The 12,530-nt window shown below is 64.9% G+C and carries 13 protein-coding genes; 9 read left to right on the forward strand and 4 right to left on the reverse strand.

The window, feature by feature from the left end:
- Positions 1-190: 190 nt before the first annotated feature.
- The 3 genes from B9C43_RS08320 (at position 191) to B9C43_RS08330 (ending at position 4,209) form a co-directional block, all read left to right on the forward strand.
- On the forward strand, positions 191-1,267 hold the full coding sequence (locus tag B9C43_RS08320; RefSeq protein ID WP_084425327.1) for a DUF6745 domain-containing protein: 1,077 nt from the start codon (positions 191-193) through the stop codon (positions 1,265-1,267).
- A 21-nt stretch (positions 1,268-1,288) separates the two neighbouring features.
- Complete coding sequence (locus B9C43_RS08325; protein WP_084425328.1) at positions 1,289-1,750, forward strand: hypothetical protein; 462 nt, start codon at positions 1,289-1,291, stop codon at positions 1,748-1,750.
- Positions 1,751-2,496: 746 nt separating this feature from the next.
- Positions 2,497-4,209 (forward strand): bifunctional copper resistance protein CopD/cytochrome c oxidase assembly protein, encoded by a 1,713-nt coding sequence (locus B9C43_RS08330; protein WP_084425329.1) that lies wholly within the window; start codon positions 2,497-2,499, stop codon positions 4,207-4,209.
- Here the strand turns inward: B9C43_RS08330 and B9C43_RS08335 are convergent.
- Genes B9C43_RS08335 through B9C43_RS08350 form a run of 4 tightly spaced genes read right to left on the reverse strand, consistent with a single transcriptional unit; the run spans position 4,163 to position 6,166 of the window.
- The gene (locus B9C43_RS08335) at positions 4,163-4,414 is read right to left on the reverse strand and encodes a DUF6510 family protein (protein WP_200825457.1); all 252 of its coding nucleotides are present in this window, start codon (positions 4,412-4,414) and stop codon (positions 4,163-4,165) included. The two genes, B9C43_RS08330 and B9C43_RS08335, sit on opposite strands and share 47 nt — an antisense overlap.
- Before the next feature lie 2 nt (positions 4,415-4,416).
- Positions 4,417-5,130: a ferredoxin reductase gene (locus B9C43_RS08340; protein ID WP_200825458.1), complete on the reverse strand. Its 714-nt coding sequence runs from the start codon at positions 5,128-5,130 to the stop codon at positions 4,417-4,419.
- The gene (locus B9C43_RS08345; protein WP_084425331.1) at positions 5,130-5,726 is read right to left on the reverse strand and encodes a sulfite oxidase-like oxidoreductase; all 597 of its coding nucleotides are present in this window, start codon (positions 5,724-5,726) and stop codon (positions 5,130-5,132) included. Before B9C43_RS08345 ends, B9C43_RS08340 begins: the two co-directional genes overlap by 1 nt.
- Positions 5,727-5,773: 47 nt before the next feature.
- Positions 5,774-6,166, reverse strand: a complete 393-nt coding sequence (locus B9C43_RS08350; protein ID WP_033386718.1) for a DUF5709 domain-containing protein — start codon at positions 6,164-6,166, stop codon at positions 5,774-5,776.
- 139 nt (positions 6,167-6,305) lie between these two features.
- Here B9C43_RS08350 and B9C43_RS08355 point away from each other — a divergent pair, with 139 nt between their 5' ends.
- The 6 genes from B9C43_RS08355 to B9C43_RS08380 all read left to right on the forward strand — a co-directional run bounded on the left by B9C43_RS08355 (position 6,306) and on the right by B9C43_RS08380 (position 12,518).
- The gene (locus B9C43_RS08355) at positions 6,306-7,112 is read left to right on the forward strand and encodes a polysaccharide lyase (RefSeq protein ID WP_235038496.1); all 807 of its coding nucleotides are present in this window, start codon (positions 6,306-6,308) and stop codon (positions 7,110-7,112) included.
- 487 nt (positions 7,113-7,599) lie between these two features.
- Positions 7,600-9,003 carry a glycosyl hydrolase family 18 protein gene (locus tag B9C43_RS08360; RefSeq protein WP_084425332.1) on the forward strand — a complete coding sequence of 468 codons (1,404 nt, stop codon included), beginning with the start codon at positions 7,600-7,602 and terminating at the stop codon, positions 9,001-9,003.
- Positions 9,004-9,094: 91 nt separating this feature from the next.
- The gene (locus B9C43_RS08365; RefSeq protein ID WP_235038497.1) at positions 9,095-9,580 is read left to right on the forward strand and encodes a YbaB/EbfC family nucleoid-associated protein; all 486 of its coding nucleotides are present in this window, start codon (positions 9,095-9,097) and stop codon (positions 9,578-9,580) included.
- Positions 9,577-11,226: a WXG100 family type VII secretion target gene (locus tag B9C43_RS08370; protein ID WP_084425333.1), complete on the forward strand. Its 1,650-nt coding sequence runs from the start codon at positions 9,577-9,579 to the stop codon at positions 11,224-11,226. Before B9C43_RS08365 ends, B9C43_RS08370 begins: the two co-directional genes overlap by 4 nt.
- Positions 11,226-11,846: a hypothetical protein gene (locus B9C43_RS08375; RefSeq protein ID WP_084425334.1), complete on the forward strand. Its 621-nt coding sequence runs from the start codon at positions 11,226-11,228 to the stop codon at positions 11,844-11,846. Before B9C43_RS08370 ends, B9C43_RS08375 begins: the two co-directional genes overlap by 1 nt.
- 3 nt (positions 11,847-11,849) lie before the next feature.
- Entirely contained in the window at positions 11,850-12,518 is a 669-nt protein-coding gene (locus tag B9C43_RS08380) for a hypothetical protein (protein WP_084425335.1), read from the forward strand.
- Positions 12,519-12,530 lie beyond the last annotated feature (12 nt).

Genomic DNA, 12,530 nt, shown 5'->3' on the forward strand with positions numbered 1-12,530 from the left:
GACCCCCTCACGTCACGTGATGCGCACCACATGCATCGGGCATCCGGCTCACGTGTTACGGGGGTTGCGAGTCCGGTTGTGAACCTGCGATCATCGTCGCCATGTCTACCCGGAAGGGCGGTTTCGCCCACGCGCGATGAGCGCACGACGGCGGCGCAAGTCCCGCCTCGCAGATAGTCCTCTTGTCTCCGTGGAATTCTGGTGGCGCGCGATCGACGTGCGCGAAGAATGGTCGGCGCACGCACTTTCCTGCGAACCCGCGGACCGACCGGCCACCGAAGCCACAATCACCGCGTTGTACGCGATGGCCGACGAACCACGTCCCGAGTTCGTCTGGCTGGACTCCCCCTCGGCGGCGGTGGACGTGCTGCCACCGTCAGGTCCCCTGCAGTTCCCTTCCCCTGTGGAAAACCGGATCGCGACGCTCCGGTCGGATCTGCGGAGCCGTCTGGACGCCCGGATCGGCCAACATTCCCCGTTCGAGACTTCGAACCCTGTGGCGGCAGTCGAATCCGGCAGGCCAGCGAAGTCTATTGTGGACCCGCTGGTGCGCGGTGCGTTGCAGCGATCGATCCGGGAATCGGTGGCGGGCTTGATCCGCGCCGAGATCGGCGGCGTGGAGCTCGGACTGCGCTGGCTCGGCCAGCACGACGTCGACTGGCTCGCGCTTTACGACGTGCACCAACGCATTCTCCACACAGAGTTCAACCCGCGCGACGTCCTTCAGGTCCAACTATGGTCGACTCTGGCACGTTCATGCGGCTGGTGGTGGGCGCGAGGCAACCAATGCTTCGTCACCGAACGCCCGTTGGTCGTCCGCGTGGCCTCAGAACGACTACACAGCGGTTCTGGGCCTGCTGTCGCCTACCCCGACGGCTGGACCGTGCACGCATGGAACGGAACCCGCGTTCCCCCATGGGTAATCTCGCAACCGACCGTCTCGGCGATCACGTCCGAACGCAACGTCGAAGTACGACGATGCGCCATCGAGAACCTCGGTTGGCCCACGTTCATCTCCGAAGCACAGCTGTCGCTCGTAGCGCAGGCAGATGACCCAGGCAACCCAGGATACGCACTGCAGTTGTACGACCTGCCGTACAGCGGTTCCCGCTTGCTCTTAGCCGTCAACGGATCCGTCGAACGTGACGGCACCCGCCGCCAATACGGCCTGCACGTCCCACCATCGTTTTCCAACCCCATCGACGCCGCCGGCTGGACGTATGGGCTCACCGGAGCCCAGTACGCGTCGCTGCAGCGTCGAACCTGAACTTCTTGAAGGTGATCACTCATGCAATTGGCTGAACTGCTTTCCCGGACTGGTCTTGACGTGCTCTCGCACCTGTCTCGGTCGGTGACTGTGCCCGTGATCGACGGGTTGCAGGCGCAGGGTGACTTGATCGTCATTCCGGCGGGTTTCGTTCCTCAGATCCGCATGTCGTGGTTTGGCGCGCGGGATGTCCCGCCTGGCGGCGTGGAGCTGGTTCGGGGTGTTGCGGGCAACAACCCGCATACTCTCGTGGCCGATCCCGGCACTTGTCAGTGGACGCGGGGCGTGCATGATTCCCAGCGGCTGGGTGTCGCGGCTTTCGTGAACACGGCTCCGGTGTATTTGATCCACCCTGAGCACGGCGGCACGGGTGTGGCTCCGGGCACTTGGGTTGTGCGTCGGCAGCGGGAGTCGTTCAACGGGTCTATGGGTCCGTCTGAGAACTTCGGCTTCGCTGGCCGGACTGTGCTGGTTGCGGATTAGTCGGTGTGGCTGGAGGCTCGCTTGATGTGGCGGGCCTCCCCGGCCTGGGCGGCCTCCGGCGACAGGGCCACCTGTGGTGCATCGCCTGGACCTACCAGGTTTCCTGCGGCCAGGGCCTCCCCTACCCAATGCCGACGGTCGCCCGCCCCGAGGCCAGCCAATAACCCACCACCCGTGACATGAACACCCGGAACCACCTGGTTGCCCGCGTCTCCCGCTCCCACCCAACACGCGCGGTCTCCGATCCCGAAGCCCAGCTGACCCACCGTGGTGCAACGCCCATAGTTACCCGCGTCACCTATCCTTTAGCCGACGTCCAGCCCGAAGCCTGCCAATAGACCACCGTGGTGCAACGTTCCAGTCACTGCGACGGCCTCGTCCGCTCCCCTATCGGACATCCAGCGGCTTGCGGCGGGCCTCCCCTGGTTTTGCCCGCATCCCGACCCGGCCTAGGCGGCCTCCGGCCCCCGATTGCCAGCTTACCCAGCGGGTCCGACAACCTCCGGCGCCGAAGATCCACAACTCCCGATCTATCCACATCGGCCCGTAATCCACAGTCGCGCCAACGCACACCTCCCCCACCCCTCCCTCACTGCAATAGCCTTGAATCAGGGGCCCCTTGTCCGATCGGGGCTTTCGTAGCCTATTTCGTCACAGTGGAATTAACATTGGCCGTAGTCCTAGATGCAGTGGGCGGCGGGTGCATACGGGGGCAGCGGGGTCACTGGGGCCTCTAGGATCCGCGCGTGCGCGTTTCTCCGAAGACTGGTGCCCTGCTTGGGATCGGGACGGTCGTTGCCTGTCTTGTCGCGGTCGGGTTGCTGTCGGTCACCGGGAACGATTTCACCGTCGCGGGGTTGCGTGGCACGGACCTTTACGCCAGCTACGGACTCCCTGTGGTGCGAGTGCTTGCGGAGTTGGGCGCCGTTGTCTGTGTGGGCGGGCTGCTGTTCTCTGGGTTTCTGTTGCCGGAGCCGCACCGTGTCCCGATCAGGATCTCCGGGTGGGCGGCTGTTTTGTGGGCTGTGGCCGCGCTTTTGTCCGTTCCGTTCACCTTGGCCGATGTTTATGCCCGGCCGTTGAGCTACTTCATGGACTTCGGCCGTCTGCTCGAGATCGCCTTCGCCGTCGAGCCGACGAGAGCCTGGATGTTGACGGCGTTGATTGGCGCTGTGATAGCCGGAGCATCGACTCGCATAACTACCCAGCGGGCCACCAGAGGGCTGCTCGGGTTGGCGTTGTTCGGGTTGGTTCCTGTTGCCTCAAGCGGACATTCGTCCAGCGGTGGCGATCACGACTGGGCGACGGCAAGCCTCTTGATACATCTCGTAGCCGCTGCCTTGTGGGTTGGCGGGCTCATTGCTGTTGTGGCGTACTGCAAAGGTGAGCATCTCACCACAGCCGTCACCCGTTTTTCGACCCTCGCGTTGTGGTGCTGGATCGCTCTGGCCGCCTCCGGGGTGATCAACGCGCTTGTGCGGGTCAAGTTGCCGAACCTCTTCACTACCTCATACGGCGTGCTCGTTGTCGCGAAGCTCGGCGCACTTCTGATCCTCGGTGTGTTCGGTTACTTCCAGCGGCAGCGCGGCGTGCGGGAAGTCGTCAAGCACGGCACCGGGCGTGCGCTGATGAAACTTGGCGCCGTCGAGGTTTTGATGATGCTCATGACGATCGGGCTTGCGGCCGCTCTCGCCCGCACTCCCCCGCCCGATCACAACGAGATCGTGCCCACCGTTGAGCTCAAGCTCGGGTATGTCCTCAGTGGACCGGCCGACGTCGGCCGGATCCTCACTGACTGGCGGTTCGATCTTCTTCTTGGCACCGCCGCGATCGTGCTCGCGGTGATGTACTGGCGATCGCGAGCCTGGGTCGCGGGATGTGTGGCCATCGTCATCGCGACGTCGTCCGGGATTGGGCGTTACGCTCCCGCGGTCTTCAGCGTCGACGTGGTCAGCACGATGATCCTCGCTATTGGTGCTCCTATCCTTCTGGCGCGAGGGATACCGCAGAGGTATCGCGTGCTGCTGCACCCGATCGCTGCCACTGTTCTGTTCAGCAGTTCCTTCTATCTCGTGTACTTCACGGGCGTGTTCGAGTGGTCGCTTGATCAGCCTGTTGTGCGCGCGGGCATTCACCTGTGGTTTCTGCTCGCCGGGCTCGCGTTCTTCCTGACCGCGTTCGCACCCGAGGTTCCGCTCAAAACGAGGCGGCTCATGGTGTTCGCGGCGTTGGCTACTCAGTCGGTGTTCGCGGGCGCCTTGCTCATCCAGGACCATCCGATCGGTGAGCAGTTCTACCGGTCGCTGAAGTTGCCGTGGGCTTCCGATCTCCTTGCTTCCCAGCAGCTCGGCGGCGCCGTCGCGATCGGGTTCGGTGTTGTCCCGCTTCTGGTTGCCGCCCTTTTCCTGGTGGTCACGCCTCAGCTGGCAAAGGAACGCGAACTGACTTCGATCCCCTGAGATCCAGCCAGATCTCCGTGTCCGTCCGCACCATCCGGGCGGTGATCTCGCCGCAGCCCGCACAGCGCACCACGATCCCCGGGCCTGAGTCGTAGACGTGGTGCTCGGCGAACGGGCCCAGCTGACCGCATGACGCACAGGTCAGCTTGAGCACCGAGACGTCGAAGCCGAGAGCTGCCGCGACCGCGTTGCCATCGACGTGCATTGTCATCCTCCGGATGGGCCGAATCGTTCGGTACGGATCGTGCCCGGGTCGTATCCGCCGTCCACGAGCATCTTCGCCACTGCTTCGACAAAGCCGGTCGGCCCGCAGACATACGTCCGGGCACCCGCGTCAGCGGGCCACAACGTCGCGAGATCCGCAGGTCCGACGCGGCCGGCCGGTCGCCCGGAAGGCGACGTGGCTCGCGTGTAGATCCTGGTGACCTCGATGTCGTGCTTGCCGAGTTCTTCCGCGTAGTACTCATCCGCGGGCCCGCGCACCGAGTAGAGCAGTCTGAACCCGGCATCGTTGCCTGCCTGCGTGCGGGCTCGGATCATCGCCATCAGCGGTACGATCCCGGACCCGCCCGCGACCAGTGACACCGGTGTGTCCATGGCGGGCTGCCAGGTGAACCAGCCGCCGATCGGACCGCGCAGTTCGATCACGTCGTCCAGCATCAGGTCCTGCACCAGGAACGGCGAAACCTCGCCGTCCGGCACTTCCTGGACCATGATCTCGATCCGGTCGTCGTCCGGCGGCGCGGCCAGCGAATAGCTGCGCTGCGTGCTGTAGCCGTCCTCGGCGGTGAGCCGGACGTCGATGTGCTGGCCCGCCAAGTGTCCTGGCCAGTCGGGCACGTCGAACACGATCGTGCGAGATGTCGGGGTTTCCACCCGGATGTCCGCGACAGTTCCGGGCAACCAGCGCAGCATCATCATCAGTCGCCCGTGTACCGCTGCTCGCGCCACGGGTCACCGTAGTTGTGGTACCCGAGGGTCTCCCAGAATCCGGGTTCGTCGTGGTCGCTCAAGTCGAGCCCCTTCACCCACTTCGCCGACTTCCAGAAGTACAGGTGCGGCACCAGCAGCCGGACCGGGCCGCCGTGCTCCGGCGTCAGGTCCTCGCCTTCGAAGCCGTACACGAGCCACGCCTTGCCGTCGAGCATGTCCTCGACCGGCAGGTTCGTGGTGTAGCCGCCGTATGAGTGGACAACGGCGTAGTCAGCGCCCGTGTCGACCGCGTCGAAGAGCACGTCCAGCGATACGCCCTGCCAGCTGGTGTGCAGTTTCGACCACTTCGTCACGCAGTGGATGTCGACAGTCGGCTGCTCGCTGGGCAGGGCCTGCAGGTCACGCCACATCCAGGTGTGCTTCGCACCCGCTTCGGTGGTGATCGTGAACTGCCAGGCGTCGGTTGTGATCCGGGGCGTCGGTCCCGCCGACAGGACCGGGAAATCGCGCGTGAGGTACTGGCCAGGGGGCAAATCGGGTGCGGAGTCCCGTCTGCCCCGGAAGCCCCGGGTCACGATGCTCATGCGTGCATTGTGGTTACTACCCGGGCTGACCGCCAGAGCACGGCGGATCAGTACTCGCGCGGGTCCACCAGGTGCACGGCCGCTTCCTCGGCCGAGGCCGCGCCGCCGTCGATGCCCACGTCCGAGGCGTAGAGCTCCGCGTCGGTGTCCGCTCCGAAGCCTTCGTCCTGCGCCACGAGACGGCCGGCCCGGAAGTCGCCCACCTCGTCGTCGATCAGTTCGCCGTCGGTGTCCCGCGCGTCGCCGAGATCGTCGTCATCGGCGTCATAGGACACGTCCGGTTCCTCGCGGGCGAGCCGGTCGCCGAAGCTCACCCCTTCGTCGAGGATCGGCGCCTTCTCCGGCGGCGAGTAACCCTCGTCGTACGCGTTCCGGTCGTCCAATGTGTCCTCAGGGTCGAGGATTCCGGTGTCGGCGTTGTCTTGGGTGTCGTTGTCCACGGGCGTTACTGTACGCCCGGCCGTCATTCAGATACATGAACTGTTGTCAAGTGGTTGAACAAACAGGGAACTTGGCCCTACCGTTCTGACCTGTGCGCCGCCGCCAACGGGTCCCTGCCCGCGCGTTGGAAGGAATCGCATGTCCCTGCACAGTTCCCGGCTGAGCAAGGCGATCGTCGCCTGCGTGGCCATGGCCGGCCTCATTTCGGTGAGTGTCCCGGCCGCACAAGCCGCGCCAGCGCCCTGGTCCGGAACGTTCTCCGGCTTCAACTCGTCCTCGTGGCGATCGAGCTGGGGAATCGACGGCCGTGGCGAATTCGGGTCCGGCAACATGAAGGCATCCGGCGCCACGCTGGATGTCAAGTACGGCAAGGGTTCCTCCGCGCCCTCGTGCACCAACTGCCCGACAAGCGGAGGTGGTCAGTTCTACCAGGACCTCGGCAAGATCGGCCGGTCCGACCTGCGCAACGCCACCACGTTGTACTTCCGCTACCGGGTCCGGTTCCCCAGCAACTTCGACTGGGGCCTCGGCGGGAAACTGCCCGGCCTCTACGGCGGGGAACCCGGACAGGCCAGCGGTGGCAACCACGGAAACGCGTGGTCCACGCGGTTCATGTTCCGTAACGGCAGCAAAGGCGAGGTCTACGTCTACACACCTGGTGGCAGCGGATACGGCCGGGACGTCGGTCTCGGTTCGTGGAGTTTCGCCGCCGACAACCAGACTCACACGATCGAGCAGGCGGTGAACCGGTCAACCGGCCAGATCACTGTCTGGTATGACAACCGGCAGGTGCTCTCGGTGCGCGAGGCACCGAACATCGCGTCGATCCCCTTCAAGGGCGTGTTCTTCTCGACGTTCTTCGGTGGACACGACACCAGCTGGGGACCCAAGTGGGAAGTGCACGCGTACTTCTCGGACTTCTCGGTCAGTACGACAAAGCACTGACCGCATAAACCCTTGACGGGCGTCCCGCCCTGGCTGACATGGGCGGGCGCCCGTCGAGGCCGCATCGCCGCTTGGTCCCTATCGGACGGACCAGTGCCGGAGACCCCTACCACTGACTTGATCATCCTCTTCGGACCTCACGCACTGGTTTAGACCGGTATAGACCTGCACGAACAGTTCGTTCGGCAACCGAACGAACCGCATCACTTCCTTTGTCGTGACTTAGTTTTAGCCATGCAGTACCTTTGAGGCACGCCGCCACCTGAGTGAAGGGACGTGTCGATGACGACACTGAACAGAGAGAGCCATCCGCGGCGTGTGATGAGAGCGCACACCGCGAGATAGTTCGCTCTCCCTTCGCCGAAACCCTCAAACCCCCTGCAGATGTCAACGGGTTTCGTCTCTTTGCGTCGATGTCGGCAACCCTGCCTTCCCGGCACCGACTTCGTGCGACGCAACGGGGCCCGCGTGTGAAAGGGAACCGTTCATGCAATGGACCAGACTGGGCAAGCGCCTGAGCGCCGCAGGCATTGCCCTTGCCACTGTCGCGACCGGAGTCACGGTCGCAGTCACGACAACGGCCACGGCAGCACCCGCTGCCACGTCCGCTGCCGTGGCGGCGTTGCCACCGGGCTTCAAGAGCGTCGGCTACATGCCGTCGTGGTCCGGCAACGTCAACTCCATCCAGTACTCCAAGCTCACCCACATCAACTACGCCTTCGTGCTGCCGAACTCCAACGGCACACTGCAGGGAATACCGGACCCGAACAAGCTTCGGTCGCTGGTCTCCTTGGGACACAACAACGGTGTCCGGGTGTCGCTGGCCGTGGGTGGCTGGAACGACGGCAACGACTCAGCTTTCGAACAGCTGGCCAGCAACGCCGGTAGCCGCACCACGTTCGTCAACGCGTTGATCGGCGTGGTCAACGAGTACAACCTCGACGGCATCGACATGGACTGGGAGTACCCGGATCCAGGTCAGTCGGGTGCGAACTTCACCGCGCTGATGCGGCAACTGGGCGACGCTCTGCACAGCCGGGGCAAGCTGCTGACCGCGGCGGTGGTCTCCGGTGGCGGCACCGCCAACGGTGTCGAGCCGGCCGTCTTCGGGATCGTCGACTGGCTGAACATCATGGCGTACGACGGCGGCAGCCCGCACGCCAACTACGACTGGTCGATCCAGTCGGCGAACTTCTGGAAGGGGCGCGGTCTGCCTGCCAGCAAGACCGTGCTGGGTGTGCCGTTCTACAGCCGTCCGGTTTACGTTCCGTACTCGCAGATCGTCGCGGCCGACCCGGCCAACGCCAACCGCGACTGCGCGAACATCAGCGGCGGCACGCAGTGCTACAACGGCATTCCCACGATCAAGCGCAAGACCCAGTGGGCGGTGGCCAACGCGGGCGGCATCATGAACTGGGAGCTGTCCCAGGACACGACCGGCGCCACGTCGCTGCTCAGCGCGATCTTCGACGCGGCTGGCGGCACCACCCCGCCGCCCGGCGGCAGCCGGTCCGGCCCGATCACAGGTATCGCCGGCAAGTGCGTCGACGTGGCGGGGGCCAGCTCCGCCAACGGAACCGCGGTTCAGATCTACACCTGCAACGGCACTGGCGCGCAGACGTGGACCGTCGGCACCGACAACACGCTCCGCGCGCTCGGCAAGTGCATGGACGTGGCGGGCGCGGGCACCGCGAACGGCACGGTCATCCAGCTGTGGGACTGCAACGGCACTGGCGCACAGTCGTGGCAGGCCAACGGCGATGGCACGCTGCGCAACACGGCGTCGGGCCGTTGCCTGGACGCCACTGGTAACAGCTCCGCGGACGGCACCCGTCTGCAGATCTGGGACTGCTTCGCCAGCGCGAACCAGGTCTGGCGCCTGCCTGCCTGATCGCTCGTTGTGACATGGCCCGCCCGCGTTTCGACCCGGGCGGGCCACTGTTTTGGCTACGATCCCCGGCAACAGGGTGAAGGGGGGATTCGTGGCGATCGACGATGCCGCGTTCCAGGAGAAGATGCGCCAGTTCGAGGCGCAAGCGGCCAGGGCTGCGCAGCTCAAGGAAAAAATGGCGGAGCTGAAAGGCAGTGCCCGCAATTCCGACGGCTCGGTGACCGTCACCGTCGCCCCTTCGGGAGCGATTCTCGGGCTGCAGTTGTCGCCCGCGGCGATGACCCGCACGCACACTCAGCTCACGCAGGAAATCCTGAGCACGATCCGGCAGGCGACGCAGCAGGCCGCCACGGCGATGGAAGACGCGGTCCGGCCCGTACTGGGTGACGAGATGTACGACCAGTTCCAGAACGCGTTCCGAGCCCAGTCACCGGCCACCGAACCGATCGGTCCCGCCGAACCACCGCCCGCCTCCAGCCTGCCGATCCCCGGTGCGCCGACCGCTCGTGAACCGCGCAGGTCCAGCGGGGAAGACGACTACTTCGGCGACGAAGGCTTTTCCGGGGTGAAGCGATGACCGGGTTCGGCGTGGACGGCGCTCAACTGCTGGCACACGGCCAGGGATCGATCAAACAATCAGAGAACTTCGCCGGCCTGGAGAAACTGCTGGAACAGGCGCGGGTGAGCGACGACTGTTTCGGCCCGCTGTTCTTCTACTTCAAGGACAAGTACTTCGAGTCCTTGATGGAATGCCAGACAATGGCCAAGCAGGCGGGCACGTATCTGCAACAGATCTCCGACAGCGTCACCCAGACCGCCGAGGCGTACGGCGCGACCGAGGCGAACAACAAGGCAGGCCTGGCCGATGTGGGTAACGGCGTCGGCGACCTCGGGGACCTCAACAGCGCGGGCGACAGCACCCGCAAGGGCTACTGGGACCAGGTCGGTGCCTACGGAAGCTCGTGGTCCAAGGCGAAGCAGGACGTCACAGCGCAGTTGAAAGATCCCGGCAGTCCGCCTGAGGCGGCGTTCGCGGCGTTCAACGCGCGGATGGAGCAGCTCAAGGCGGTGGCGAGCCCCGGCCAGTCGTTGGTCGACAACGGCCTCGGCTGGCTGATCTCGATCGTGATCAGCCCGATCGTGAACTACATCCTCGAGCCCGCGATCGGCGATCCCGAGCAGATGCGCAGCACGGCCAAGGGCTGGGAGAACGTCGCCGACTGGCTCAAGGGCGTCGGTGACGCCGAGGACAAGCGGTCGCAGGCCACCGCGGCGATCTGGGAAGGCGAAGCCGCCGAGAAGTTCCGCGCCGAGATGAAGGAGTTCGGCGACGGCACGCGGGCGATGTCCGGCGACATCAGCAACCTCAAGGGCATCCTGGAGACGGCCGCGACCATCTTCGACACGTTCGTCGAGGTCTGCATCGACATCATCCAGGAACTCGTCCTCGGCTTGATCATCGAATGGCTGGCCGCGCTGGCCGCCTCGTGGATCACGGCCGGTGCGTCCGTCGCCGCCGCGAGCGCGATGACCGCGGGTCAAGTGACCATTACCGGAAGCCGCCTCGCCAAGAAGATCAATGACCTGCGCAAGAAGCTCGCGCAGCTGATCAACAAGCTCGAGGAGATCATCAAGGCGCTGCGCAACGGCAAGGTGCTCAAGAACGTGCCGTTCTTGAAGAAGTACGCCGACGACGTGCCGAAGACGATCGACAAGATGAGCGAGAAGCGCGGCACGTTCGCGATCGGTGGCCAGATCAAAGGCAACCCGGTCACCAACCTCGCCTCCAGCACCGACAACATGAACGACGCCCGCAAGGCGCTGGACAAAGCCGAGGACGTGCTTGCCAAGACCGACCCAGCCGACAAGAAGAAGTACGACGCGGCCGAGCAAGCCGTCAAAGACGCACAGCAGAAGGTCGTGAACGCGACCGACCGGCGCACGGTATCAACGAACCGGTGGGTCAAGACGAAGGCCCACGGTGACGAAGCCCTCGCGCAGGGACTGATCAAAACCACGCTCGGATATCTCGCAGGCGGCGGCACGACCAACACGACCAAAGCGGTGTTCAGCGGAGTGTTGGAGAACGTCCCGGGTGCGGCGGTCGAATGGGGCGCTGGACAGGCGTACGACCACGCTCAGGACCCGTCGACGGACGAGGAACGCAAAGCCGCACAACAGCGCGGATTCACCACCGATGACGGAACGGCCAAAAACCCGTAATGCCCATTGATCACCTCGCCTCCAACATCGCGGGCGCGGCACCGCACGCGCGCACGCTGCTGGCCAGCGGAGAACCGTTGCTGTGGGCATGCTTCGCGCAGGGACTCGGTCTCGATCATCGAGGTCTCGACGGCGCCAGAAGGGCCGTGACGTCCGCGCTGGCCAAGGTACCCGGCAAGATCGTCGACGAGTTCAAGTGGAACGACGAGGTACCGAGAGGCGGTGCACCGGACGTTCCCGACGATGTCGTTGCCTATTTCCACCGCAACAGCCAGCTGGCTGGTGAGTACATCGTCAAGTGCCTTCGCCCCCGGTGCACACTGTGGATGCTGACACCGAACCGCTTGCACGTCGCCCAGCGGATCGACCCCTTGGAGGAGGACTCCAAGGGCAAGAAAGGCATCCAGTACGAGATGCAGGTCCGCCCGCTCGAACCGCTCTTCGACATCCCCCGCTCGCAGATCGCCAAGTTGTCCGTCGGCAGCAGCGGCACCTTCAGCACCAAGTACTTCCTGCAGATGGAACTGATCGACGGGTCTGGTTTCGAGTTCATCTGCGGGTCCCACGACCGTGCTCACTACGAACGACTGCTCGCACTGAGCCTCGGCGCACCGGAGTAGCAGATGGCTGCCGACTACGACTATCCCGACTGGTACCGCCAGCCCGATGAGACGATCCGACTGGGCAACGCCACGCTGATGCGACACGTGGGCTCCCGGATCGCCGGCCGGATCCAGGTACCGCATCCGCCCGCGCCGGGGGCACCGGAACTCGTAGAACGCGACTACCTGCCCCACCATCCACTGGAGATGACCAGCGCGGGCCGCTTCACCGGACACGACTGGGTCGAGGACGATTCGATCGGGTACTGGGCCGAGGCCACGCATCCCGAGCAGGACGCGGCCAAGGTCGCGGACGCGATGGCGATCTGCCATGGCGACGCCGGGTTCATGGTGACCGACCGGCGGGTCTCAGTGATCACCGCCGCGCACTTGTTCGTCTACGTCCGGGAAGCGCAGAAGCAGGCCCGGCGAAAGAAGGGCATCGTGCGTCACCTGCTCGGCACGGCGACCGACGCGGTACTGGGAACGCACAACTCATGGGGTCACGGCGATCTGATGGTCGCCTTGTGGGAAGCGGACGTTCGCCGGATCCGCGGCTGGAGCCGGGTCTGGCTCGGCCGGTCGTTTCCGTTCCCGAACGTGGTGCGGGTCGACTTCGTGGACGGCTCGGTGCTCTACTGCCGCTGCCGGAAGGGCTCCGTCATCGACGGGCAAGAAGTCAGAGACTAACGGACGTATCGC

It is taken from the genome of Kibdelosporangium aridum (assembly GCF_900176515.1).
Lineage (GTDB): Bacteria > Actinomycetota > Actinomycetes > Mycobacteriales > Pseudonocardiaceae > Kibdelosporangium > Kibdelosporangium aridum.